This is a genomic window from Streptomyces sp. NPDC044033, assembly GCF_056434425.1.
In genome coordinates, this window is the sequence record NZ_JBWKFF010000021.1 from 134,032 (window position 1) to 158,941 (window position 24,910).

General features: G+C 73.2%; 22 protein-coding genes. 10 read left to right on the plus strand and 12 right to left on the minus strand.

From position 1 onward, the window contains the following. Nucleotide 1 precedes the first annotated feature (1 nt). The 5 genes from AC07AB_RS31260 to AC07AB_RS31280 all read left to right on the plus strand — a co-directional run bounded on the left by AC07AB_RS31260 (nt 2) and on the right by AC07AB_RS31280 (nt 5,569). A complete protein-coding gene (locus AC07AB_RS31260; protein WP_478573983.1) occupies nt 2–1,579 on the plus strand; it encodes a complex I subunit 4 family protein in 1,578 nt (525 codons plus the stop codon). Beyond that, a complete protein-coding gene (locus AC07AB_RS31265; protein WP_478573914.1) occupies nt 1,579–3,189 on the plus strand; it encodes an NADH-quinone oxidoreductase subunit N in 1,611 nt (536 codons plus the stop codon). The genes AC07AB_RS31260 and AC07AB_RS31265 overlap by 1 nt, the downstream gene beginning before the upstream one ends. A 143-nt stretch (nt 3,190–3,332) precedes the next feature. Next, entirely contained in the window at nt 3,333–4,196 is an 864-nt protein-coding gene (gene htpX / locus AC07AB_RS31270) for a zinc metalloprotease HtpX (RefSeq protein WP_478573917.1), read from the plus strand. A 112-nt stretch (nt 4,197–4,308) separates the two neighbouring features. Further along, nucleotides 4,309–4,701, plus strand: coding sequence for a YccF domain-containing protein (locus tag AC07AB_RS31275; RefSeq protein ID WP_478573920.1), 393 nt, complete (start codon nt 4,309–4,311; stop codon nt 4,699–4,701). 193 nt (nt 4,702–4,894) lie between these two features. Further along, nucleotides 4,895–5,569, plus strand: a complete 675-nt coding sequence (locus AC07AB_RS31280) for a 4'-phosphopantetheinyl transferase superfamily protein (RefSeq protein ID WP_478573923.1) — start codon at nt 4,895–4,897, stop codon at nt 5,567–5,569. Nucleotides 5,570–5,813: 244 nt separating this feature from the next. Here AC07AB_RS31280 and AC07AB_RS31285 read toward each other — a convergent pair whose 3' ends face one another. Next, a complete protein-coding gene (locus tag AC07AB_RS31285) occupies nt 5,814–6,740 on the minus strand; it encodes a TIGR03560 family F420-dependent LLM class oxidoreductase (protein WP_478573926.1) in 927 nt (308 codons plus the stop codon). Between the two features lie 342 nt (nt 6,741–7,082). Here AC07AB_RS31285 and AC07AB_RS31290 point away from each other — a divergent pair, with 342 nt between their 5' ends. Beyond that, a complete protein-coding gene (locus tag AC07AB_RS31290; RefSeq protein ID WP_478573929.1) occupies nt 7,083–8,750 on the plus strand; it encodes an MFS transporter in 1,668 nt (555 codons plus the stop codon). A gap of 333 nt (nt 8,751–9,083) precedes the next feature. Here AC07AB_RS31290 and AC07AB_RS31295 read toward each other — a convergent pair whose 3' ends face one another. The 6 genes from AC07AB_RS31295 to AC07AB_RS31320 all read right to left on the minus strand — a co-directional run bounded on the left by AC07AB_RS31295 (nt 9,084) and on the right by AC07AB_RS31320 (nt 15,549). Further along, nucleotides 9,084–10,697 (minus strand): FAD-dependent monooxygenase, encoded by a 1,614-nt coding sequence (locus tag AC07AB_RS31295; RefSeq protein ID WP_478573931.1) that lies wholly within the window; start codon nt 10,695–10,697, stop codon nt 9,084–9,086. A gap of 205 nt (nt 10,698–10,902) precedes the next feature. Next, nucleotides 10,903–11,580 carry an HAD family hydrolase gene (locus tag AC07AB_RS31300; protein WP_478573934.1) on the minus strand — a complete coding sequence of 226 codons (678 nt, stop codon included), beginning with the start codon at nt 11,578–11,580 and terminating at the stop codon, nt 10,903–10,905. A 71-nt stretch (nt 11,581–11,651) separates the two neighbouring features. Then, nucleotides 11,652–12,680: an AfsA-related hotdog domain-containing protein gene (locus AC07AB_RS31305; RefSeq protein WP_478573937.1), complete on the minus strand. Its 1,029-nt coding sequence runs from the start codon at nt 12,678–12,680 to the stop codon at nt 11,652–11,654. A 100-nt stretch (nt 12,681–12,780) separates the two neighbouring features. After that, the gene (locus tag AC07AB_RS31310) at nt 12,781–14,061 is read right to left on the minus strand and encodes a beta-ketoacyl synthase N-terminal-like domain-containing protein (RefSeq protein WP_478573940.1); all 1,281 of its coding nucleotides are present in this window, start codon (nt 14,059–14,061) and stop codon (nt 12,781–12,783) included. Beyond that, nucleotides 14,058–15,284, minus strand: coding sequence for a beta-ketoacyl-[acyl-carrier-protein] synthase family protein (locus AC07AB_RS31315; RefSeq protein ID WP_478573942.1), 1,227 nt, complete (start codon nt 15,282–15,284; stop codon nt 14,058–14,060). The genes AC07AB_RS31310 and AC07AB_RS31315 overlap by 4 nt, the downstream gene beginning before the upstream one ends. Then, entirely contained in the window at nt 15,277–15,549 is a 273-nt protein-coding gene (locus AC07AB_RS31320) for an acyl carrier protein (RefSeq protein WP_478573945.1), read from the minus strand. The genes AC07AB_RS31315 and AC07AB_RS31320 overlap by 8 nt, the downstream gene beginning before the upstream one ends. A 340-nt stretch (nt 15,550–15,889) precedes the next feature. Between AC07AB_RS31320 and AC07AB_RS31325 the strand changes: the two genes are divergently transcribed. Then, nucleotides 15,890–17,071 (plus strand): 3-oxoacyl-[acyl-carrier-protein] synthase III C-terminal domain-containing protein, encoded by a 1,182-nt coding sequence (locus AC07AB_RS31325; RefSeq protein WP_478573947.1) that lies wholly within the window; start codon nt 15,890–15,892, stop codon nt 17,069–17,071. A gap of 113 nt (nt 17,072–17,184) precedes the next feature. Continuing rightward, nucleotides 17,185–17,889, plus strand: a complete 705-nt coding sequence (locus AC07AB_RS31330) for an SDR family oxidoreductase (protein ID WP_478573949.1) — start codon at nt 17,185–17,187, stop codon at nt 17,887–17,889. Here AC07AB_RS31330 and AC07AB_RS31335 read toward each other — a convergent pair. Both AC07AB_RS31335 and AC07AB_RS31340 read right to left on the minus strand, forming a co-directional pair. Further along, entirely contained in the window at nt 17,835–18,719 is an 885-nt protein-coding gene (locus tag AC07AB_RS31335; RefSeq protein WP_478573952.1) for an AfsR/SARP family transcriptional regulator, read from the minus strand. The two genes, AC07AB_RS31330 and AC07AB_RS31335, sit on opposite strands and share 55 nt — an antisense overlap. Nucleotides 18,720–19,007: 288 nt before the next feature. Continuing rightward, nucleotides 19,008–19,634: a ScbR family autoregulator-binding transcription factor gene (locus tag AC07AB_RS31340; protein ID WP_478573955.1), complete on the minus strand. Its 627-nt coding sequence runs from the start codon at nt 19,632–19,634 to the stop codon at nt 19,008–19,010. A gap of 162 nt (nt 19,635–19,796) precedes the next feature. On the opposite strand from AC07AB_RS31340, the gene AC07AB_RS31345 reads away from it, so the two are divergent. After that, the gene (locus AC07AB_RS31345) at nt 19,797–20,792 is read left to right on the plus strand and encodes a ScbA/BarX family gamma-butyrolactone biosynthesis protein (protein WP_478573957.1); all 996 of its coding nucleotides are present in this window, start codon (nt 19,797–19,799) and stop codon (nt 20,790–20,792) included. A gap of 308 nt (nt 20,793–21,100) precedes the next feature. On the opposite strand, the gene AC07AB_RS31350 is transcribed toward AC07AB_RS31345, so the two are convergent. Genes AC07AB_RS31350 through AC07AB_RS31360 form a run of 3 tightly spaced genes read right to left on the minus strand, consistent with a single transcriptional unit; the run spans nt 21,101 to nt 23,585 of the window. Further along, nucleotides 21,101–21,988 carry a LysR family transcriptional regulator gene (locus AC07AB_RS31350; RefSeq protein ID WP_478573960.1) on the minus strand — a complete coding sequence of 296 codons (888 nt, stop codon included), beginning with the start codon at nt 21,986–21,988 and terminating at the stop codon, nt 21,101–21,103. A gap of 6 nt (nt 21,989–21,994) precedes the next feature. Further along, nucleotides 21,995–22,930, minus strand: coding sequence for a response regulator (locus AC07AB_RS31355; protein WP_478573962.1), 936 nt, complete (start codon nt 22,928–22,930; stop codon nt 21,995–21,997). After that, nucleotides 22,917–23,585, minus strand: coding sequence for a sensor histidine kinase (locus AC07AB_RS31360; RefSeq protein WP_478573965.1), 669 nt, complete (start codon nt 23,583–23,585; stop codon nt 22,917–22,919). Before AC07AB_RS31360 ends, AC07AB_RS31355 begins: the two co-directional genes overlap by 14 nt. Before the next feature lie 320 nt (nt 23,586–23,905). Here AC07AB_RS31360 and AC07AB_RS31365 point away from each other — a divergent pair, with 320 nt between their 5' ends. Then, nucleotides 23,906–24,619, plus strand: coding sequence for a ScbR family autoregulator-binding transcription factor (locus AC07AB_RS31365; protein WP_478573968.1), 714 nt, complete (start codon nt 23,906–23,908; stop codon nt 24,617–24,619). Nucleotides 24,620–24,910: the final 291 nt, after the last annotated feature.

Sequence of the window (24,910 nt, forward strand, 5' to 3'; positions counted from 1 at the left end):
CATGCAGGTCCTCCTCGCCGCGATCGTCGTCGTCCCCCTCCTCGGAGCCGTCGCCGCCCTGCTCCCGGCCCCGCCCGGGCTCAAGGGCAAGAGCCCCGACCAGGCCGTGCTCCGCCACGGCGTCACCGTCAGCGGCCTGATCCTCGCGCTGTCCATCGCCCTGGCCGTCGGCTTCGACCACGACCACCCCGCGCGGATGCAGGCGACCACCGACGTCGGCTGGATCCCGGCCCTCGGCATCCGCCTCCACCTCGGCGTGGACGGCGTCTCGCTCCCCCTTCTCGTACTGACCGCGCTGCTGACCTTCCTCTGCGCCCTCTACAGCTACGCGCACATGCCCGCCGGCCCGTCGCCGAAGGCGTTCGTCGCGCTGATCCTCGTCCTGGAGTCCGGCACCCTGGCGACCTTCGCCGTGCTCGACCTGGTGCTGTTCTTCCTGGCGTTCGAGATGGTGCTCATCCCGATGTACTTCCTCATCGCCCGCTGGGGCAGCGGCCAGCGCGAGCGCGCCGCCTGGAAGTTCATCCTCTACACGCTGCTCGGCTCCGTCGTGATGCTGCTCGGCCTCCTCCTCATCGGGGTCAAGGGCGGCACTTTCGACATGGTGGCACTCGCCACTGACAACGGCTCGAAGCTCGGTCACACCACGCAGCTCCTGGCGGTCCTCGCCATCGGCGTCGGACTGGCCGTGAAGGCCCCGATGTGGCCGCTGCACAGCTGGCTGCCGGACGCGCACACCGCCGCCCCGACCGCGGGCTCCGTGCTGCTGGCCGGGGTGCTGCTGAAGATGGGCACGTACGGATTCGTACGCATCGTGCTGCCCATCGCCCCCGACGGGGCGCGCACCTTCGCGCCCTACCTCGCCGCCTTCGCGGTCGTCGGCATCATCTACGGATCGCTGGCCTGCCTGGCCCTGGCCCGTACGGGGGCGGGCGGCGACCTCAAGCGGCTGATCGCCTACTCCTCGGTCGGGCACATGGGCTTCGTGCTGCTGGGCATCGCCACTCTCAGCCCGACCGGCGTGAACGGCGCGCTCTTCGCCAACATCGCCCACGGACTCATCACCGGCCTGCTCTTCTTCCTGGTCGGCGCGGTCAAGGACCGGTACGGCACCAGCGACCTCGACCAACTGGCGGGCAAGGGCGGCGCGGCGCTGTACGGGCGGGCCCCCCGGCTCGGCGGGCTGCTCGCGTTCGGCGCGGTCGCCTCGCTCGGGCTGCCCGGCCTCGCCGGGTTCTGGGGCGAGATGCTCGCGATGTTCGGCGCGTTCCGGCCCGCCGACGGCCTCAGCCGCCCCGCCTTCCTCGCCTTCATGGCCATCGCCTGCGTCGGCACCCTGCTGACCGCCGCGTACATGCTGATCGTCGTGCGCCGCGTGTGCATGGGCGAGCGGCGGCCGGACCCCGTGGGCGGCCCCGGGGGCGCGCCGCCGCTCCTCGCCGTACCCGACGTCCAGACGTACGAGTTCGCGGCCTGGACCCCGCTCGTCGCCCTCACCGTCCTCGCCGGGCTCTGGCCCGCGGCCCTCCTCGGCCTCACCGACCCGGCCGTTCAGCAGCTCCTGCGCGGAGGCGCCTGATGACCTCCCTGGTCCAGTCCGTCGACTGGCTCGCCATCGCCCCGCCCGTCATCACCGCCGTGGTGGCGCTCGCCGTCCTGGTCGCCGACCTCTTCCTTCCCGAAGGGAAGAAGGGGGCGCTCGGCTGGATCGCGATCGGCGGCCTGGTCCTGGCCGGGCTGTCGCTGCTGCCGCTCCTGGACGGCGACCAGTCCACCTTCTGCCTCACCTCGGGCGCCGAGGCGTGCAGCTATACGGCGGACCATTTCGCCCTCGTCATCCAGTTCCTGGTGATCGGCGGCGCCCTGCTGACGGCGCTGCTGTCCATTAACTCGATCGTCGATCTCAAACTCCCCGCGGGCGAGTTCTGGTTCCTGCTGCTGTCCTCCGCGGCCGGCGCCGCGCTGCTGCCCGCCGCCCGCGACCTCGCGACCCTGGTGATCGCCCTCGAAGTGGCCTCGCTGCCCGCCTTCGCCCTGGTGGGCCTGCGCCGCGGCGACCGGCTCTCCTCCGAGGCCGCCCTGAAGTTCTTCCTCTCCTCGGTCACCGCGACCGCCGTCATGCTGCTCGGCGTCAGCTTCGTGTACGCGGCCACCGGCAGCCTGCACCTGACGCGAATCGCCGAGGGGCTCACACACGTGGACCCGCGCCTCGACGTGCTCGCCCAGGCGGGCGTGGCCCTGACCCTGGTGGGCTTCGCCTTCAAGACCGCGGCCGCCCCCTTCCACTTCTGGGTGCCCGACACCTATGTGGGCGCGCCGCTGCCGGTGGCCGCCTATCTCTCGGTGGTCGGAAAGGCGGTCGGCTTCTCCGGGCTCATCCTGGTGACCGTCGTCGCCTTCCCGTCGTACGGGCGGGTGTGGGGCCCGGCGCTGGCCGTGCTCGCCGCGCTCACGATGACGGCGGGCAACGTCGCCGCCCTGCGCCAGCGCCAGGACCGCACGCACAGCGCCGTACGCCTGCTCGCCTGGTCCTCCGTGGCGCAGGCGGGCTATCTGCTGGTCCCGATCGCGGCCGCCGCGTACACCGACTCCGCCGGCGGCGCGGCCCACGCGATCGGCTCCACCGTCGCCTACGCCCTGATGTACGCCGCCGTGAACCTCGGCGCCTTCGCCGTGGCCGCCCTCGTCGCCCGTACGAGCCCGGCCAACCGCGTCGCCGACTACCGGGGCCTCTACGCGCGCCGCCCGCTCGCCGCCCTCGCGCTGGGCTTCTTCCTGCTCTGCCTGGCCGGGCTGCCGCCGGGGATCATCGGCCTGTTCGCCAAGGTCACGGTCTTCTCCGCGGCGGTGAACGCCGGGCTGGGCTGGCTGGCCGCCGTCATGGCCGTCAATGTGGTGATCGCGCTCTACTACTACCTCCAATGGACGGCGGCCCTCTTCCGGGCGCCGGAGGGTAAGGCGGTGCCGGAGGGCGAGGCGGTGCCGGCCGGCGAGGCGGTGCCGGCCGGGGAGGCGGTGCCGGAGGGCGCGGCGAACGGAGCGGCGGCGGCCGGGCAAGAGCCCGAACCGGCCAACCCGAAGATCCCGGCCACGCTCACCGCGGCCATCGGCCTCGCCGCCGCCCTGGGCATCGTCCTGTCCGGCGCGCCGCAGCTCGTACTGCGCTTCGCCTCCGGCGTGCTCCTGTAACTCACCCGTACGGACGTACGGCCGCCCTGGTGCACAAGGGAACTAGCGGCCTTCATCTGGCGTTGACCAGTTCGGAAGGGTCCACTGAAGAGTGGAAGCGCCAAGCAAAGGGTTCCCCTGCCGCATCATTTGGAGGGCGTACCGTGCACCGCCGGCACAACGGGCTCAAGACCGCCGTACTCCTCGGCGGACTCTCGGCCCTCATCATCGTCATCGGCAGCCTCTTCGGGCGTACTGGCCTGATCGTGGCCGTCCTCGTGGCGCTCGGCACCAACGCGTACGCCTACTGGAACAGCGACAAACTGGCGCTGCGCGCGATGCGCGCCCGCCCGGTCAGCGAGTTCGAGGCCCCGCAGCTGTACCGCATGGTCCGCGAACTCTCGACGGCCGCGCGCCAGCCCATGCCCCGCCTCTACATCTCGCCCACCGACGCGCCCAACGCCTTCGCCACCGGCCGCAACCCGCGCAACGCCGCCGTCTGCTGCACCGACGGCATCATGCGCCTCCTCGACGAGCGCGAGCTGCGCGGCGTCATCGGCCACGAGCTCAGCCACGTCTACAACCGGGACATCCTGATCTCCTCGGTGGCCGGGGCGCTCGCCTCCATCGTGATGTTCCTGGTGAACTTCGCCTGGCTGATTCCCATCGGCCGGTCCGACGACGACGAGGGCCCCGGCTTCATCGGCATGATCATGATCATGCTGCTCGGCCCCATCGCCGCCTCGCTGATCCAGCTCGCCGTCAGCCGCTCCCGCGAGTACGAGGCCGACGCCTCCGGCGCCAAGCTCACCGGCGACCCGCTCGCCCTCGCCGCCGCCCTGCGCAAGCTCGACGCGGGCACCAAACAGCTCCCGCTCCCGCCCGAGCCCCGGCTGGAGACCGCGAGCCACCTGATGATCGCCAATCCTTTCCGGCCCGGCGAGGGCATGTCGAAGCTCTTCTCCACCCACCCGCCGATGGCGGAGCGCATCAGCCGCCTCGAACAGCAGGCGGGGTACCGCCCATGACGCCGCCCCGGCCAGTCCGGCCCCCTTCCGCTCCGGCGGATCGCAACCACTCCTCGGCATGTGAGCGTCTTGCCTGCTGGAAGAGGGTTCACACGGAGGAGACTGTCGCATCATGAGGTTCATCCTGAATATCGTCTGGCTGGTCCTCTGCGGCTTCTGGATGGCCGTCGGATACGCCGTGGCGGCTTTGATCTGCTTCGTGCTGATCGTGACCATCCCCTTCGGCATCGCGTCGATGCGGATAGCGGGATACGCCCTGTGGCCGTTCGGCCGGACGACCGTGGAGCGCCGCGACGCGGGGGCCGCGTCCTGCGTCGGCAACGTCATATGGCTGGTCTTCGCGGGGTGGTGGCTGGCGCTCGGCCATGTGATCACCGGCGTCGCGCTGTGCGTCACGATCATCGGCATCCCGCTGGGCATCGCCAACTTCAAGCTCATCCCGATCTCCCTGATGCCGCTGGGCAGGGAGATCGTCCCGACGGATCAGCCTTTCGCGATGCGCTGAGCCCGCGCGGCTCGCTGAGACCGCTGTAGACCCGGGGCCGTCGTAGAGGGGCCTCAAGGGGGTCTTAAGGAGAAGCGCGTCCGTTCTTCCGTGGCACTTCTCGTCGTGACCGCGGGCGACGGCGGACGATGGTGGCCCCAGCGATCCGAGCGAGAACGGGGCCGTCATGGCGAGCGTGTACGGAGTGCCCAGCGTGTCCGTCGTCCGACCGGCTCCCGGGGTCGCCGGAGTGCTGCGAAGGGCGGACCGGCGGGCCGCCGCCGAGCTGCATCCGGCGGAACGGGAGCTGGCCGACGCGCTGGGCGCGGGCCGCCGCCGGGACTTCGTTGCCGGCCGGCACGCCGCCGCCGACGCGATGCGGCTGCTCGGGCGCTCGGGCCCGGTGCTGCGCGACGGCGCCCGGCCGCGTTTCCCGCCGGGGGTGCGCGGATCGGTCAGCCACTGCCAGGGCGGGGCCGCGGCCGCCGTGGCGGGCGTCGGGCCGGAGATCGTCGGCGTCGGGGTGGACGTGGAGCGGCTGGGGCGGCTGGACCGCCGTACGGCCCGGCTGGTGCTGACCCGCCGGGAGCGCGCCGGCCTGCTGCGCGAACCCGCCGACGCCGCGCTGCTCACCGTGGCCTTCTCGGCGAAGGAAGCGGCTTACAAGGCCCTCTGCGGGCTGGCCGCCGAACGCGACCTGGTGTTCCACAGCGTGGAGGTGCGCGTCCTGGGCGCCCGGCTCCGCATGGAAGCGGCGCGGGAGCTGCTCCCGCCCGAGCACCGGATATCGGGCCAGGTGCACTTCGACGGCCCGTACGTATGGACCACGGTGCTGGTCACCGCGGACGGCGTACGAGCCGACGAGCGGGCGGCGGCCCGTACGGAATGAGTCGCGCGGCGGCCCGTACGGGATGCCCCAGACGGGCCGAGCCGTACGGGCCGAGTCGGGCGGCGGCCCGTACAGGATGAGCCGGGCGGGCTGGGTTGTACGGTATGGCCCGGGCGGGCCGAGCCGTGCGGGACGAGCCCGGCGGGGTGGCTCGAAGGGCGCCGCGAGGGGGTGTCTCCCCCTCCGCCCGTACCGCCGCGCGGCGGTCCAGCGCGCACGGCGGCTCACACGGCCCGCGGCCGGCTCAGGACGCGGCGCACTGCGGCAGCACCCGGTCCGCGACCAGTTCCAGGTGGTCCAGGTCCGTGAGGTCGAGGGTGCGCAGATAGACGCGGTCCGCCCCGGCCCGCTCGTACTGTCCGATGAGGTCCGCGATCCGGTCCGGGGTGCCGTGGAACGCGTGCTCGGGCAGCGGCTCCCGCAGCGCCTGCGCGCGCCGCCGCTGCTCGGCGTCCGTACGGCCGCAGCACACGGTCTGGATCACCGAGAAGCGCATCGAGTCCGGGCCCCGGCCGTTCTCGGCCAGCGCCTTGCGTATCCGGTCGTACTGGATTCCGGCCTGTTCCGGCGAGACGAACGCGGCGTTGTACTCATCCGCGTAGGCGGCGGCCAGCGCCGGGGTGCGCACCGCGCCGGTGCCGCCGACGATGATCGGCGGATGCGGGCGCTGGACCGTCGGCAGCGTGGGCTGGGCCCCGACGAGCCGGAAGTGCTCGCCGTCGAAGTCGAAGCGTTCGGCGCGGCCGGTGCCCCACAGCCCGCGTACGATCCGCAGTTGTTCTTCCAGGCGCGCGAACCGCTTGCCGGGGTACGGGATCGCGTACGCCTCGTGCTCGGCCTCGAACCACCCGGCGCCCAGGCCGAGTTCGGCCCGCCCGCCGGACATGCCGTCCACCTGGGCGACCTGGATGGCCAGCTGCCCGGGCGAGCGGAAGGTGGCGGGGCTGACCAGGGTGCCCAGCTTCACCCGGTGCGTGTCGCGGGCCAGCCCGGCCAGGGTGAGCCAGGCGTCGCTGGGCCCGGGCTCCCCGGCGTCCTCGCCCACCTGGAGGTAGTGGTCGGAGCGGAAGAACGCGTCGAAACCCAGCTCCTCGGCGGCCTGCGCGGCGCGCAGCACCGTCGCGTACGGGGCGCCGCGCTCGGAGGGTTCGGTATGAATGCGCAGCTGCACGGAATTCTCCTTAAAGAGCCTGTGCCATATCCCTGGCCGGTGCGCCGGGTGCCCTTGGCGGCCCCGGGCGCTTCCGCCGGGAACGCTAACCGGCCCGCCGACGGCCCGGTATTCCCCGGCGGAAGCGGGTGTGTGCCACTTAGGAGGCATTCCCTTGTGCCCTGCGCGGTAGGAGAGTTGAGGCGGCGTCAGGCGGGCGCCTAGCGTGCCGGACGAACGAACTCGCCGTGCACTGTTCGATTCCTGCGGTGCGCGTTTTCCGTCTGGTGCCGTCCGGCTCCGTCCGGTTCCATCCGGCGGTTTTCCCATGGGAATCGGCCACTTCCTGGAGGAAGTATTCCTATGTCCCGTTCCGTTGCCGTGCCGCGATCCGGCCGGCCCCGGCCGCCGGTGCTCACGCTCATCGCGGTGTGCCTGGCGTCGGTGCTGTTCCCGCTCTCCATCACCGGCACCTCGGTCGCCCTGCCCAGCATCGGCAGCGACCTGCACAGCGGCCTGTCCGCCATGCAATGGGCGGTGAACGGCTACAACCTCACCTTCGCGGGCTTCATCCTCGCCGCCGGTTCGCTGGCCGACCTGGTGGGGCGCAAGCGTGTGTTCTTCTCGGGCACGGCGCTCTTCGGCGCCGGGGCGCTGGTCGCCGCGCTGGCCGGGAACGCCCTGGTGCTGGACCTCGCGCGCGCCGTCGCCGGGGTCGGGGCCGCCGCCGCTCTCCCGAGCGGCAGCGCCCTGCTCGCCCAGGTCTTCGAGGGGAAGGCGCGGGCGCGGGCGTTCGGGCTGTTCGGCACGACGGTCGGGCTCGGCCTGGCCCTCGGCCCGAGCGTCTCGGGCGTCCTGGTGACCTCCTTCGGCTGGCGGTCCGTCTTCCTCGTCCCCGCGGCCCTGGCCTTCGCCGTGCTGCCGCTGATCCCGTTCGTGCCGGAGTCGCGCAACGAGCGGGCGGGCCGCATCGACAAGGCCGGCACCGTGACGTTCACGGGGTCGCTGGTCCTGCTCGTCCTCGGCCTCGTCGAGGCGCCGCAGGCCGGCTGGACGGCCCCGGCCACGCTCGGCTCGCTGGCCGGGTCCGTGGCGCTGCTGGCCCTGTTCGTCCGGGTGGAGCGGCGGCAGGAGCAGCCGATGTTCGACCTGGGGCTGCTGGCCCGCCCGAAGTTCCTCGGCCTCTGCCTGACCGTGGTCGTCATCGTGCTCGGCTTCAGCCCCCTGGTCGTCTACCTGCCGTCGTACTTCTCCGCCGTCGACGGCCTCAGCGCCCAGCAGGCCGGTCTGACGATCATGATGCTCACCGGTCCGACGCTCATCTTCCCGGCGATCGCCGCGGCGCTCACGCGATGGGTGCCGGCCCGGGTCCAGCTCGTGGCCGCCGTGCTGTTCGCCGCGGTGGGCTACGCGTGGCTGACGGTCATCGAACCCGGCGGCGGCGCCCTGGCCATCCTCGGCCCGCTGCTGCTGATCGGCGCGGCGGTGGGCATCTCCTTCGGCCTGCTGGACGGCGCCGCGGTCGGCAGCGTGGAATCGGAGCGCGCCGGGATGGCCGCGGGGATGTTCAATACCATGCGGCTGGCGGGGGAGGCCGCCGCGATTGCCGTGGTCGGGTCGCTGCTGGTGACGTTCACCCAGAGCGGTCTGGCGGGCAAGCTCGGCTCGTACGACACGCCGTACGCACACCGGCCCGACCAGGTCGCGGACCTGCTCAACCAGGGTGACCTGGCGACCGCCGCGGACACGGTGCGGCCGAAGGCGGCGCACGACGCCTTCGCGGCGACGGCGTCCTCGGCGTACACCGGGGCGCTGCACACGATGCTGTGGGTGCTCGCGGCGGTGGGGCTGATCGCGGCGGTGCTGATCGCGCTGCTGCTACGGGAGCGGCGGGGGGCGGGGGACGGTGCGCTTGATGGATCCGGTGCACCCGATGCGCCTGGTGTGCGTGAGGTGACGGTTGAGGACGGTACCGCTGCTGCTTCTGGCTGTGATGCCGACGCCGAGCCGGTCCCCGTACGGACCTCGTGACGGGTCGTCAGCGGTCGCGAGGAGCGCGACGGGCACGACGGGCGCGCTGAGCGCCGGGCCTGGGGCGGAGCACGGACAACCGTGCTCCGCCCCAGGCGTTGTTGGCGGAGTCGGCGGTGCGACGGTTCGTACCGCCTCGGCTCCGCCTCCGCACGGGCGGTCGCGCGCGGCCCCTTCGCGGGACCGTACGCGGCTGTCCGTACGCGGCTGTCCGTACGCAGTTGTCCGTACGCCGTTGCCCGTACGCCGTTGCCCGTACGAGCGGACGCACACAGCGCTTCGCCCCGCCGGGCAAGGTCCGGCGGGGCGAAGCGCCGCGCGTGGGCGGGCGGTTCAACGGTGCTGTGGCGGCGAGGGGTTCGGGGTCGGGTCGGGGTGCGCGTGGGCGGCTGCCAGTACGGCCGGCAGCTCGGCGACACGGTCGGGGGCGAGGGTGGTGAGCAGATGGCCGTCCGGCCGTACGACCGCGATCGCGGCCCGGGGGCCCAGCGCGTCGGCCAGCGGCCCCGGCGCGGTGGCGGGCGTCACGACCGCGGCGTGCGGGGCCGCGGCGGCCGTCGCCCGCCGTACGGTCTCGGACCACCCGGCGCCGGGACGCCTGCCGGGCCACAGCAGGACGGTCAGGGTGTCGTCGGCGGTACGGGTCCACTCCCGGCCGTTGACGCGGACCGTGGAGCCGGTGTCGGAGGGACTGGTGGTTCCGGTGGGGAGTACGGGCAGGCGGTCGCCCGTACGGGTCCGGGTACCGGGGAGTCGCCGTTCGGCCGTCCCGTCGGAGGCGGACGGGTAGCGCACCGCCGTCTGGGCGACCAGCGGGGCGATGGTGCGCTGGAGGAGACCGGTGGCGGACGCGGTGCGCAGGGCGGCATCCCGGACGGCGATCTGAGGGCTCTTCCGGAGCAGGCCCCAACGGGTCTGCCGGGAGGTGTTCCGGGCGACCGCGTGGGCGGCCGACCGCCGCTCGCGGTCGTAGCCCGTGACAGCGGACTCGGGCAGCAGGCCGTTGATGATCCCGCCGAGCCGCCAGCCGAGGTTGACCGCGTCCTGGAGGCCGGTGTTCATGCCCTGGGCGCCCGCCGGGCTCATGATGTGGGCCGCGTCCCCGGCCAGCAGGCAGTGCCCGGAGCGGAACCGCCCGGCGGTGCGGGCGTGGACGCGGAAGGTCGTACTGAAGCGCAGCTCACCCATCGCGTTGCGCCCCGGGCCGCGCTCGTCGAGAACGCGCTGGAAGAACTCGCGGGAGGGCGGGGTGTCGTCCTCGGGGTGCGGCACGCTGACCGCCACCCGTGTCACATCGCTCCCCAGCGGCCCGAGGGCGAGGCTGCCGTCGCGGGTGTAGCAGTAGCTCACGACGTTCATGGGCGCGTCGCCGTGGACCTCGGCGTCGGTGATGGCGAAGCTGACGTCGAACTGCTCGCCCTCGAAGCCCGCGTCGAGCAGGCCGCGCAGCGCGCTGTGCGCCCCGTCGGCGCCGACCAGCCAGGAGGTCTCGACCTCCTCCACCATGCCGTCCGCCGTCGCCAGGACGGCTACCGGGCGGGGGCCGTGCGGGTTCCTGACGTCGGTGAGGCGTACCCCGCGCTCGATCTTCCCGCCCAGTTCCGCGAGCCGGTCCTGGAGGAGCCGCTCCGTCTCGCTCTGGGCGATGGCCACCGCGAAGGGGTACGGCGTGTCGGTCAGCCGGTTCATCCACGCGGTGCCGAGCCTGCGGCCGCTGGAGAAGTACGCGACGCCGTCGATGCGGTGGCCGCTCGCCACCAGGCGCTCGGTCATATCGGTACGGCGCATGAGTTCGAGGAGCCTGGGCCACACGATCGTGGCCCGGGAGTGGGCCGAGTGCTCGCGCGCGGCGTCGACCAGCCGGACGGGGATGTGCTGTTGGAGCAGCTCGCAGGCCAACAGCATGCCGACCGGACCGGCTCCGACGATCACCACCTGCTCATTCATGAATGTGCCTTTCGGTAAGTCAGAAGTCAGAAGTCAGAAGTCAGAAGTCAGAAGGAAGAAAGGAGGAGAAGAAAGGAGGAGAAGGAAGAAGGGGGGCGGTCGGGAGACGACGGGGCCCAGGGCGGCGTGGCAGAAGGCCGCCGGGCCCGGTGGCTCGGCGGCCTTCTGGTGGACCGGGGGCAGAGGCCGGTCACCGGGGCTTCGGTCAGGCGGCCGCGACACCGGCCAGCCGGTGCCAGCCGTGCGCGTCGGCCGCGGCCGTCAGCTCCGGGTTGGCGCCCACGACGACGGGGTGGCCGACGAGGCTGAGCAGGCCCAGGTCGGAGCCGTGGTCGCCGTACGCGTGGCAGTCCGCCGCGGCGACCCCCGCGTCGGCGATCAACTGCCGCGCGGCCGCGGCCTTCGCGTCGCCGATCATCGTGCGCAGCACCTCGCCCGTGTAGACGCCGTCCCGCACCTCCAGGTGGGTGCTGATGAGGAGGTCGGCTCCGGCGTGCGCGACCACCGGGTCGAGGGGGGCCGGGAAGGAGCCGGAGAGCACCACGGTCGTACGGCCCTCGGCCCGGTGTGCGCGCAGCGCGGCGAGTACGTCCTGGTGGAAGAAGCCGCCCCGGGCCAGCCGCCGGTCGAACCAGGAGCGGCCGACCCGCGCGACCTCCGCCGCCCGGTACCCGGCGAAGCGCCGGTAGAAGAGGCGGTTCCCCTGGGCGCGGGGGAGCCCCGGGCGCAGCAGATCGCGGGCCTCCTGGTGCAGGCGCGCCTGTTCCTGCGGGGTGTGTCCGACGGCCTCAAGGAAGAAGTCGTAGAAGTCGAACATGCTCTTGACGGTGATGAGGGTCTCGTCGGCGTCGAAGAAGGCGATGCCGGCGGGGCGCGGTTCCATCCGAGGTCTCCTGGCGGGTGAGTTGGGCGGGTTGGGTGACGGGCGGGCGCGGAGGCGCGGGGCGCGGGTGCTCAGCCGAGGGTGATGGCGACTTCGGCGACCGTCGCGCCGCTCTGGACCGCGGCCGTGAGGTACGAGCCGGGGCCGTGCTCCGGGTCGGGCCGGGTGGTCAGGCGTACGGTGTCGTCGAGTTCGGCGAACTTCTCGAAGGAGCCGCGCAGGCGCAGCACGCGGCCCGCGCCGATTCCCGCCCCGTCGCGGTCGGCGCCGCCCCCCGAGCTCAGTAGCAGCGCGCCCTGCCGTGCCGCCTCGCTGAACACCATCGCGGGCACGTGGTCGTACGGGTGGTCGTACATGCTGCGGTTGCGGAACGTACGGGCGCTGAGGACCGATTCCAGGGCGCCGGAGGCGTGCCGGGCGTCGTCGAGCACGACGTTCATCGGGTCGAGGCGGCCCGCCCGCGCGGCGTCGGCCGGTTCGCCGTGCGGTTCGGCGGGGAGCAGGAAGGCGGTCGGCACCTCGCTGCCGCGCTGCATCCGGCGCAGCGCGTGGTACTGCTCCGTAGGGGTGCAGCTGACGTCCATCGAGAGGGTGCCCAACGGCTGCCCGTCGAGGGTGAGCCGCATCGCGAAGACCAGGCGGCGCAGTCGGCCGCCGCGTTCGACGCGGTCGGTGACCGCGCCGTGCACGGTGAGTTCGCCGGGGCGTTCGCCGCAGTCGAGGGCGGCCGGGCCGGTCACCTCCAGCGCCCAGGAGGTGACCATGAAGGTGGTGGCCTCGGGTACGCCCTGATGGCAGTGGGCGGCGTAGGTCACGGACTGGCGGCACGCCTCCAGTACGAGAAGGGGGTCATGGAAGGCGCGGCGGCCCGGATGATCCCTGAAATAGGCGTGGGACAGCGGGAGTTGAGCCGCTGCGACGAAGGCGCGGCCGTCCGTCGCCCGGGAGTCGGTCAGGAACACCTCGGACAGCGACCACCGGTGCACCAGGCCGCGGGGCACGGTCCGTTCGCGTGAGAGCTCGTCCGGTGCGGCGGGGGGCAGGCTGGACAGCGGGCCGGTGTCCGGGGTGTCAGTGGTGGGGGAGGCGGCGGACTGCATGATTTCTCCGGTCGGTAGGGGTAGGTGGGGGGTGGTAGTGGGAGGTGGTGGCGGGCAGGCATCGATAAGGGGTGCCACGGCGGAGAGTCGCCGGAACGGGTCAGGGGCGGGCCACGACGAGGCAGCCGACGCACCCGTCCGGGCCGACGGAGGTCACCACCGCGACGCGTTCGCCGTCGGCGGGGGTCGCCGGGTCCTGCCAGTGGGCCAGTACGGCCGCGAGTTGCAGTGCGGCGCTCGCGCCGTACGTCTCGCCCAGGGCCAGATCCACGCGGAGCCGCCGGGGCGCGGCGGGGGCGGGGAAGACGTGGCGCAGGGCGCGTTCCTCGACGGCCGCCCAGCCGCGCCGTCCGCCCGCCCCGGCGGCGATGATCGCCACGTCTCCGGGGGTGACGCCGCTGCGTGCCAGGGAGGTGCGTACGCAGGCGGCGAGGCGGCGGCCGACGCCCAGGACGTCCTGTACCGGGTCGGCGTAGCCCGTCTCGCAGGCCAGCAGCCTCCCGAGGGGACGACGACCGGCCGTCTCCCCACCGGCCGTTTCCCCACCGGCCGTCTCCACGCCGGCCGCTTCTCGCTCACCGGCGTCCGCCAGTTGCAGGGCGAAGACCGCGCACCCCTCGGCGAGCGGAGTTCCGGGCCGCAGCGCGCCGCTGAGGTGCCAGGCCCAGGCGCTCTGCGGCGACACCTCTTCCACGCCGCCCGCGAGCAGCCGTGCCGCGCGGCCGTCCACGAGGGCGGTACGGGCGTACCGCAGGGCGTGCAGCGCGGCCGGCGGCCCGCCGGATACGGTCGCGTTGACGCCCGTGAGCCCGTGCTTGATGGCGGTCCTCCCGGCCGCCGAGTTCATCAGGGTGCCCGGGAAGGCCGAGGGGTTGACCAGGTACGGGAGGTCCTGCACGAAGGTATCGCGCAGGAAGGCCGACTGTGCGCCGGAACTTCCCACGGCGGTGCCGAGCACCACGCCGGTGCGTTCGGGGCCGGGGCCCGGGCCCGCCTCGGTGAGCGCCATCGTGCAGGCGGACATGGCCAGTTGGTCGGTACGAGTGAGGCGGCTCAGGCCCTTGGCGCCGATGACCGCGGCGGGGTCGAAATCCGCCACGGGGCGTACGGCCAGGGGCGGGCGGCCGTCTCCGGCCCCGTCGGTGGCCCCATCGCCGGCCCAGTCGGCCCCATCGGCGGGGGCCGGGCCGATGCCGGTCGCCGCCGCGTCCCCGATCGGAGCCCGGACGCTCGCCAGGGCGCCGGCGAGCGCGGCCAGGCCGGCCCCGGCCGGGCTGAGCACCGAGCAGCCGACGATGTCCACCGGCACCACCACCGGTGGCGCCCCCCGCCGCGCCGGTACGGTCCGGGCGTCCGGCGGCTGAACGGCTGTGGCGTTCACTGGGAGACCTCCCCGAAGAGCGTGATGGCGTTGTTGCCGCCGAAGGCGAATCCGTGGTTCTCCACCACGCCCGGCCGGGCGGCCCTGGCCCGGCCCGGCACGCAGTCCAGCCCGGGGCCCAGCTCCGGATCGACCTCGCGCAGCGTCGCGCTCGGCGGCAGGAACCCCTCGTACAGGGCCGCGCAGGAGACGATCGCGCCGAACGCCGAGGCGGCGCCCATCGTGTGGCCGAGCATCGACTTGATGGAGCTGATCGGTGGCACGCGATCGGCGAACACCTCCCGCACCGCCTTCACTTCGGCGATGTCGTTGGCCCGGGTCCCCGTGCCGTGGGCGCAGATGTAGCCGACGTCGCCGGGCTTCACCCCGGCGTCGGAGTGGGCGGCGCGGATGCACGCGGCGATGGAGGACGGGTCGGGGTTGGTCATGTGCCGCGCGTCGCAGGTGACGCCGTAGCCGAGCACCTCGGCGTAGACGCGGGCGCCGCGGGCGAGCGCCGCGTCGAGCGGTTCGAGGAGCAGGGCCGCGCCGCCCTCCGCGGTGACGATGCCGTCGCGGTGGGCGTCGAACGGCAGGGGCTCCCCCTCGGCGAGGGCGCCGAGCCGGTGGAAGCCGGCGTGCGTGGCCCGGTTGGAGGCGTCGGCCCCGCCGCACAGGGCGGCGTCCGCCGCGCCGCCCCGGATGAGGTCGTAGGCGTACCCGATGGCGTAGTTGCCGGCCGCGCACGCCGTGCCGAAGGTCAGTACCTCCCCGCCCAGGCCGAGTTCGCAGGCGACGGCGGCGGCGATGCGCCCGGCGTCCGCCTGTCCGATGAGCCCGGGCGACAGGGCGTCGAGGCCGTCCGTGACCCACTGGGACACGAGCCGCTCCATCACCTGGGACTCGCCGTTGGTCGTGCCGAAGCACGCCGCGGTGCGCTCCAGGTCCAGCGCGCCGGGGGCGACGGCCGCGTCCTGGACGGCCAGCCGCGCCGCGAGGGCCGCGAACAGGCCGCTGCGCCCCCACCGCTGCGGGCCGGTGCGCCGCAGCAGGGGGCCGGGGTCGAAGTCCGGCACCTCCCCGGCACGGGTGTGCTCGAACCCCGCGGTGTCGAACTCCGCGGCGGGGCCGATGCCGCTGCGCCCCGCCCGGATGCCCTCGATGAACGGCCGGACGCCGATGCCCAGACCGCTCACCGCGCCCATGCCGGTGACGACGACCCTGCGTTCCCCCGGCTCAGGCACTGACGGCCGCCGGGGTGTGATGGCGTGCCACGAGGGCGTACGCGGCGGGCAGGTCGTCCAGCTCCGTCAGGTCCTCCTGCGGGATGCGGATGCCGAGGTCGCGCTCGAAGCGCGAGTAGATCTCGATGACGAGCAGGGAGTCGGCGTCGAAGTCGTCGACGAAGCTGCTGCCGTCCGTGAGATCGCCGATCTCGGCCTCCAGGACGTCGGCGACGATCTCGCGGATCCGCTGCTGGAGCTCTTCGGAAACGTTGTCGTGGTTCATCGGTTCTCCTCGGTATGACACGGGTACGGATCCGCCGCGAATACGGAAGGCCCGGTTCAGGAATTATTTGCGGCCGATTTTCGGCTTGCGAGATGAATGGAACACCGATTTCGATGCCCCCGGCAACTCTCTCCAAAGGGGCAGTGACGGCTACTCATAATTCGGCATAGTCGGCATCACCGCAGGTGGAGATGGTTGTGCTGAGCCTTGATCGGAGTTTTCCGGCGCCCTTTCAATCTCCTTCGGTGCGCCTTTCATTCGCCTTTCAACCGGCTTTCATCCAGCTTTTATCGGGCCCCCGCACTGTGCTTTCCGATAACTCATGGGAGGCGGTTCGGATATGAGGCTGGTGGAGCCAGCGGGGATCGCGGCCGCCGCGCTGTGGCTGCCCCGGGGCCGGTCCCGGGCGAAGGACGCGGTACGAGAGGGGCGGTTGCGCGTGCGGCAGGCCGCGGACCTCGGCCACGAGGAGATCCCGGTCGCGGAGGACGTCGCGCCGCCGGACATGGCGGTACGGGCTGCCCGCACGGCTCTCGCGGCGGCCGGCGTCGGGGCCGCCGACCTCGGCCTGACCTGCCACGCGTGGATGTACTACCAGGGGCACGACCTGTGGTCGCCCGCCCACTACATCGCCCACCGGCTCGGCGCGCTGCGGGCCGTGCCGGTCGGCGTCCAGCAGGTGTGCAACGGCGGCAGCGCCGCCGTCGAACTGGCGGCGGCCCGGCTCGCCGCCGGCGCTGCCGCGAGAGTGGCCCGCGACGTCCCGGCGGAAACGGCCGGCGACGCTCCGGCGGGACCAGTCCGCGACGCTCCGGCGGAAACGGCCGGCGACGCTCCGGCGGGACCGGCCCGCCACGCCCTCGCCCCTGACGCCCCCGCCCCCGACTGGGCCCTGGTGACCACGGCCGACCGCTTCGCCGAGCCGGGCTTCGACCGGTGGGCGAGCGACTACGGCGTCGCCTACGCGGACGCCGGTACGGCCGTACTGCTGCGCCTGCCCGCCGGCCCCTCGGACGCCCTGCTGCTCCGGTCGGTGGCGAGCGTCGCCGCCCCGGAACTGGAGGCCATGCACCGCGGCGCCGACCCGTTCGCGCTCGTACCGCGCGGCCACCGGCCCTGCGTGGACATGCGCGCCACCAAACGCGCCTACCTGCACGAACACGGGAACGAGCCGTTCGTGCGGGCCAATCGGCACGCCATCGGCGCGGTCGTGGCCGAGGCGCTGGACGGCACCGGACTGGACCCGTGGGACCCGCGTCTGCGCTACGCGGTGCTGCCCCGTTTCGGCGCCAAGACCCTCGCCGAGTCCTGGGTCGCGGAGCTCGCCGGGCACACCGGCGCGGAGCCCGTGGACTACGGCCGTACGACGGGCCACTTGGGTGCGGGAGACGCCGCGGCCGGCCTGGCGGACCTGCTGCGGCGGCGCGCACTCGCGCCCGGCGAGGCGGCCCTGGTGTTCAGCGCGGGGGCGGGGTTCACCTGGTCCTGCCTGCTGGTGCAGGCGCCCGGCACGGATCGCTGAACGAGCCGTAACTCGTACCCCGGAAGCCGGAACCCCGGAACCCCGGAAGCCGGAACCCAGAAACCCGAAGCCCGAAGCCCGAAGCCCGAAGACAAGTGAAAGGAAGGCATGAGATGTCGAGATCCGTGTTCATCACCGGAGGAAACCGGGGCATCGGCCTGGCCGTCGCCCGCGCGCTGGCCGCCGACGGCGACCGCGTGGCGGTCGGGTACCGGTCCGGCGAGCCGCCCGAGGGGCTGCTCGGAGTCTGCTGCGAGGTGACCGACATGGCCTCGGTCGAGGCGGCCTTCGAGACCGTCGCGCGGGAGCAGGGGCCCGCCGAGGTGCTGATCGCCAACGCCGGGATCACCCGTGACACCCTCCTGCCGCGCATGTCGGAGGAGGCGTTCGACGAGGTGCTGGACACCAATCTGCGCGGGGTGTTCCGGACCGTACGGGCGGCGGCCGGGCCGATGCTGGCCGCCCGCCGCGGCCGCATCGTCCTGCTCTCCTCCGCGCTGGCGTTCCTCGGCGCGCCGGGGCAGACCAACTACGCCGCCACCAAGACGGCGCTGGTCGGCCTGGCCCGGTCGCTGGCCTGGGAACTGGGCGCCCGGGACATCACCGTCAACCTGGTGGCCCCCGGCATCATCGACACCGACATGACCAAGCGGCTGTCGGACCGCCGGATGCGGGACACCATGAAGATGACGCCGCTCGGCCGGCCGGGGACCGTCACCGAAGTCGCCGCGGCGGTCCGCTTCCTGGCGAGCGAGGAGGCGGGTTACATCACCGGGACGGTGCTGCCGGTCGGCGGCGGCATCGGCATGGGCATGTGAGCCGCCGCGGCCGCCGCCCCGGCGAGGGCCGGCGTACGGGCCGGGGCGGGGGCCGGGCCCGTTTCCGGCGGCGTATCGGTGAGGATGCTCCGCAGCAGGGCGTGCGGATGCGCCGACGGCCCCAGCCCCAACTCGTCGGTGAGGACCCTGCGCAGGTCGTCGTACGCGTCGAGCGCCTCCCGGCGCCTGCCCGACCGGCGCAGCGCCTCGATGAGGCAGGCGTGGAACCGCTCGTGGTACGGGTAGGCGGCCACCAACGACCGTAGCTCCGGCATGAGTTCGTCATGCATGCCCAGCCGCATCTCGGCCTCGACGCGCGCGCCCACCGCCTGGATGCGCAGTTCGTCGAGGCGCTGGAGGTGGACCTCCAGATGCTGTCCGGCGTGCACACCGGACAGCGCGCGGCCCTCCCACAGCTGGAGCCCCGCGCGGCACGCCGCGGCCGCCTCGGCGGGCAGGCCCCGGGCCAGCAGGGCGCGCCCCTCGGCGGTGAGCCGGGCGAACCGGGTGGCGTCCAGCTGGTCGGGTTCGAGCTGCATCAGATAGCCGGGCGGGCGGGTGGCCAGCAGCGGGCCGACCGGTGCGCCGAGGCACTCCTCCAGTTGGCGCCGCAGGTGGTAGATGTGCGTACGCACCGTGCCGACCGCCCAGCGCGGCGGCTTCTCCGCCCACAACTCGTCGACCAGCGCGCCGGTTTCGACGACTTGCCCGGACCGCAGCAGAAGGAGGGCCAGCAGCTTGCTGACCTTCGGGCCGCGCGGGATGTGGACGGTGCCGTTCACGGTCATCCGCAGTGTGCCGAGTACCGAGAAATGTATGTGACTGGCCATCTTCTGCCGCTACCCCCAACAGACAGTGGATGAATGGCTCGGTGGCGCTCCCGCGCTGTGTGCCGCGCGGTGACGGGTGCGTACGTACGTGCGTACGTGCATACGGCACGGGCGGCGTCGTGCCACGCCGCGCCCTGTCACGCGTCCGCCGGCTCACCGGCCTTCCGGGCGCCCTGAGGGCGCTCTTCGGGGGACCCTAGCCGCCCGTACGAGGTGGGCGTATGTGTCGGACGGCGCTCCCGGGCTGTCACTTTCGGGAGCCCATCGCCCGCCCCGCGGAGCCCGCGGTCACTCCTGTGCGTGCGGCGCGGTGCCCTCCGGGCGCAGCCGGGGCAGGACCTCGGGGGCGGCCAGGCCCGGCAGCAGCTGCTGCCACCAGGTGGTGATCCGGCGGGAGATGTCCTCGCGGTCGGTGGTGACGTGGGAGAGGAGCTGGAGGCCGGTGAAGGAGCCGACGACCGTGGTGGCGGCGTCCTCCGGGACGGTTCCCGCGCGCAGTTCGTCGGCGCCCTTGGCGAGGATGAAGCGCCGGGTGAAGATCTCCAGCCACCAGTCGTAGGGGGCGGTGTCCTTGGCGTCGAAGGAGCCGTGCTCGATGGTGAGCCGGATGCTCGCGCGCAGCAGCGGGTCGTGGCCCAGCCGCAGCCGGACGGCCAGTTGCTGGGTGAGGTCGATGATGTCCTGGAGCGGGGAGCCCGAGTCCGGGATGTCGGTCTCCTCCATCTGGGAGCCCATCACCCCGCGGGCGAGCTCCTCCTTCGAGGAGAAGTGGAAGTAGAGGGCGCCCTTCGTCACGCCGGCCGCTTTGAGGATCTCCGCGATGTTGGCCGCGGCGTACCCGTGCTCGTCGAAGACCGTGGCGGCGGCCTCCAGCACCTTGCGCCGCGTCCGTACCGCCCGCTCCTGCTTCGCCAAGGGGTCCTCCAACTCGGTTCGTCCCGTTCGATGCCCGTATCCCCTGGGGTGCAAGGTAAAGAGCGGGGTAAAAGTGGTGATCTTGCTTGAGAATAAAACCGGGTGGTCCGTATTTTACTCATGTCGGAAGCTACGACCAACCCCTACGAAGGGCGACGGCGAGTGACTCTGATCGATGTACTTCCCGTGACCGTGCCGCAGCAGCGGACCGAACCCGGTGCGCTGAGCTACACCCGTACCGCTCCCCGCCACCTCGTGCACCGCACAGCGGTCGCCGAGGTGCTGCTCACCGACTGGCGGCAGCTGGGCGAGGACACGTTCCACCTCGCGGCCCAGTGGCCCCGAGGGCACAGTTTCTACGGTCCGATAGGCCGCGTCTGGCACGATCCGCTGCTCATCGCCGAGACCGTGCGGCAGGCGTCCGTGCTCCTGGGGCACGAGTTCTACGGTGTCCCGGCCGACCACCCCTCCCTGATGAGCGCGCTCGACTTCGAGACGGCTCCGGGGCCGCTGGTGGTGGGCCCGGGCCCCGCCGACATCGAGCTGCGGATCAGTTGCCGTGACGTCCAGCGCCGCGGCAGGCAGCTGGCCGCCATGAGCCTGGACGCGACCCTGTTGCGGGACGGGAAGCTCATGGGGTCCGGCCGGATGCCGCTCCAGATCATGTCGCCGGCCGTCTACCGACGGCTGCGCGGCCCGTACGCGACGCCGCCCGTCGAGCTCCCGCCGCAGCCCGCCGGGGTGTCGGCCGCCACCGTCGAACGGCTCGACCAGCGCGACGTGGTCCTCGGGATGCCCGGCGAGGAGAGACCGGTCGGGGCCGAAGGCCCCAATGGCACATGGGTGTACGGCAGTTGGCAGTTGCGGATCGACCGCGGCCATCCGGTCCTCTTCGACCACCCGGTGGACCACGTGCCCGGCATGGCCCTGCTGGAGGCCGCCCGGCAGGCGGCGCAGGCCCTGTCAGCGCCGGCCCGGGTGCTGCCGGTAGCGGTCGCCAGCAAGTACTACAAGTACGTGGAACTGGCGGAGCCCTGCTGGATCACCGCGACGCGTACGCCGGTCCGCCGCGGCAAGGACGCGCAGGTACGGGTCCGCGCGGAGCAGAACGGCGAGACGGTCTTCGAGTGCACGGTCACCGTCGAGATCTGCGGCTGACTCGCGAGTCCGCCCGAGGCGCGACACGACGCGACGCGACGCACACCGGGGCGCTGCCGCGCGGCGGGGGCGCCCCGGCGGCCTTCGGGCCCGCGGCCCGCGGCGCGACGGCTCGGGCCGGGGTCGCGCCGGGGCGCCGCCGCCCTCGCTCGCCGCCGCCCCCGAGGCGGCGCGCCCCATACCGGCCCGTGGTCCGGCAGCCCGTACGGGCCCGTGGCCAGGCCCGGCCGGGCGTGCGGCCGGACCGGGCCCCAGCGGTGGTACGGCCCCGCGCGACGCGCGCCCGACCAGGCAGACGACACAGGCTCTCAAGCCGCGGCCGGTTGCGCGGGCGGTTGCCGCCCGCGCAGTTCGGCGAACGCCTCCGCGGCCAGCGTGACGAAGCGCTTGGCGAGCGGGTGTGCGCCCTGCGCCGGACGCAGCAGCGATACGGGCACGGTCGGCGCGCCCGTCAGCGGTACGAACCGTACGGCGGGGTGCAGTTGACGGCGGAGTACGAGCGCGGGGGCGATCCCGATGCCCCGCCCGGCGGCGACCAGCTCCAGCCATTCGTCGAAGTTGCCGCAGGAGACGACCGCGGCCGGACGGTGGTGCCGCGGCCAGTCCTCCAACAGCACCGCGCCGGTGACGGTGTTCAGCACCAGCGGCCGGTCCGCCAGTTCCGTCCACTCCAGCCGGGCCCGGCGGGCCAGCGGCGAGGCCGCGGTGACGGCCGCGACCTGCCGCTCCTCGCCGAGCGCCACGGAGCGCAGGCCGTTCGCGGCCACCCGGCCGCGGACCAGCGCGACGTCCACCGCGCCCCGGTCCGCGCCGGCCAGCGGCTCGTCCCGCCGCAGCAGTTCGACGGTCGCCCCGGTCTCTTCCTCCAGACGGGTGATCGCGTCGTGCGGCCACCCGTCGGGCAGCAGCCAGGTGAAACCCAGCCGCAGCGTGCTCTCGTCGCCGCGCGGTCTCAGCACCCCCTCCAGCCGCGGCACCAGGCACTGGAGTTCGATCTGTAATCGACGGCCCGCCTCGCTGAGGGAGACGTACCGGGTGGTGCGTTCGAAGAGCCGTACGTTCAGCGTCTGTTCAAGGCGGTCGATGGTGCGCGTCAGGGTGGGCTGGTTGGTGCCGAGCGCCTTGGCCGCGTGCGTGAAACTGAGCGCCTCGGCGACCGCGAGGAACCCCCGCAGGTGCCGGAGCCCGATGTCCACGGCCCGTCACCGCTCTCTCTCGGCGTACTGGTGCCGCGGCTCGCCGCCGCGCCGAGCCGCCGTACCTCGCGGAGTCGTGGTGGCGCCGGTGTTCGTGGGGAAGCGCGAAGGGGAGTGGGCGGACGGGTCCGTACGGCACGCGGATACGGCCGCGCCGTGCGCCGCGGGCTGGGCGGGGGACCGGGCAGGGCGCCGGATGAGGACCGGAGCCGGGCGGGGAACAGCGCCGGGCGCGGTTCCCGGCAAGGCGTCGGGCGCGGTCCCCGATGCGGCCCACGGCCGGGCCCCGGCGCCGCCCAGCGCCTTGTTGACAGCGTCCAGGCGGGAGACGGCGTCGAGTTTGTCGAAGATGTTGCGCAGGTGGCGCTTGATGGTGCCTTCGGTGATGCCGAGGCGCGCGCCGATCTGCCGGTTGCTCAGCGCGGCGGCCACCAGGTCGAGCACCTCGCGTTCCCGGGGCGACAGCCGCGTGGCCGGGCCCGCGTCCGCCGCCTCGCCCGCGTACAGGGTGCGGTCGGAGACCGAGATCGTCACCACGCGGCGGCCGACGTCGGAGCGGGAGCGGAGCGCGGCGGTGAGCGTCTCGCGGTCGGAGCCCTTGTGCAGATAGCCGCAGGCCCCCTCGGCGAGCAGGTCCTGGATCAGCCGTGCGTCGTCGTGCATGGACAGCACGACGACGCGCAGGTCCGGCTGGTGCCGGAGCAGCTTGCGGACGGTGGCGGCGGGGTCCTCGTTGCGGGGCATCTCGATGTCGAGGAGGACGGCGTCGGGCCGGTGCCGGGCGGCCAGCCGCAGAACTTCCTCGCCGTCACCGGCCTCGGCGCAGACCTCGAAGTCGGCCTCGGCGCGCAGCAGATCGCACAGTGCCTCGCGCAGCAGCACGTGGTCGTCGGCGACGAGGATGCGGACCGGCCGGCCGGCCGTGGGCTCAGGAGTGGTCATGACGGGTGCTCCGCTCTCGGATGGGGACGCGGACGGACACGGTGGTGCCCTCGCCGGGCGCGGTGGCGACCTCGGCCGAACCGCCCAGCGCCTGGGCGCGTTCGGCCATGGCGAGCAGCCCGTTGGTCCGGCCGCCGTCGAGCGTGGCGGCGAGGTCGAACCCCCGGCCGTCGTCGGCGACGGTGGCGTGGGCCGCGTACGGGGTGAGCCGCAGGACGGCCGTCACCTGGCGGGCGTGCGCGTGGGAGAGCGCGTTGCGCAGCGACTCCCGGACGATGACGAAGAGTTCGTCGACGGTGGCGTCCGGCAGCCGGGAGGCGTCGCCGAGCACCTGTACGCGGACGTGGGGGCTGAAGGGGCCGGGGGAGTGCATGGACCGTACGAAGGAGCGCAGGGCGCATTCCAGCGAGCCGTCGGCGAGGGCCGGGCCGCGCAGGCCGCTGGCGAGCGCGCGGGTGGTGGTGAGCGTGGTCAGCAACGCGGTCCGGGCCGCGTCGAGGCGGCGGGCCGGGCGTTCGCCCATCGGCGCGGAGTCGGCCTCCAGCAGCTCCAGCTGACGCAGGGCCAGGCACAGGCCGCTGCCGATGCGGTCGTGCACTTCGCGTGCCAGGGTGCGCCGGTCTTGCGTGTGTGGACTGTCGTCTACGTACAGCATCGCAGCTCCTACCTTCGCCTTCGGTAAGGCCACCGCACGGCCACCGCTGCGGCGGTCAGGTCTGTGACGGTAGTGCCGACTTCAGTAACAATCAAACTGCCCGGTTTGTTTTTAACGGGTGTTTGCCGTTGCGGGTGGGGCGCGTGGGTCGCCAGGTGGGGATGGAATGCCCATGTATGCACCATTCTTGGGGTTTGATCTACAGCCCTCCTCGCGACCGCCGACCATTGATACGTTCCGGGCTACGACTCAAAAGAAACCTGGTAGGCGGTTTGTTTCTTGCTAATGTTCCGTCCACGGGGCCGACGTCAGGAGATGAGATGGTCCAGCAGGAACGGGCGGTGCGCACACGGCGGGCGCTGCTCCGGGCGGCCGCCGAAACGTTCGACCAGGAGGGGTTCATCCCGTCGGGGCTCACGGGGATCAGCGACCGCGCGGGGGTCAGCAAGGGCGCGCTGCACTTCCACTTCACCAACAAGGCGGGCCTGGCGCAGGCCGTGGAGAAGGAGGCCGGGGCGGCCCTGTGCGCGATCACCGACACGGCCCTGACCGGCACACCGCCCACGCTCCAGCGCCTGGTGGACGCCACCCACACGCTCGCCGCCCTGCTACGCGAGGACGTGGTCGTACGGGCGGGTTTCCGCCTCGGCTGCGAGCGGAGCCGGCCCCCGGCCGAGGGCCCGTACGCGCGGTGGGAGCGGTTCGTCGCCCGGATGCTCGAACGCGCCGACGCGGAGGGCTCCCTCACCCGCGCGGTCACCACCCGCGAGGCGGTCCAGGCGATCGTGGCGGCCACCACCGGCTTCGAACTCCTGGGGCGGTACGACCGCAGATGGCTCTCGGCCCCGTCCCTCACGGCCTTCTGGTCCCTGCTCCTGCCCCGGCTCGCCACGGAGCCCGTACGCGACCGGCTCCGTTTCGGCGTGGCTGCCGTGGCGCACGAGGAACCGGCGTCGCGGGAGGAATCGGTGCCGTGCGAGGAGCCGGTGCCGTGTGAGGAACCGGCGTCGCGCGAGGAGCCGGTGCCGCGGTAGGCCCCGGTATCGCGGGAAGGCCGGTGCCGCGGCAGGCCAAGGTCGCGACCCGCCCGTACGCCTGCCCGCGGAAGCGGCCGCCGTCCGCCGGCCGCCGTCCGCACAAAGAGATCGAGAACTCCGCCCGCCGCGCCGCCACCGCTCTCTACGCTGCGTCCCGGGGGGGGGGGGGGGGGGCCCCCCCCCCTCCCCCCCCACCCCAAAAAAAAAAGGGGAAAGAAAAAAGTCCCGGCCCCCACAACCCACCCCCCCCCCCTCCGAGTTCGCCGCCACACCCCCCTCCCCCCCGCC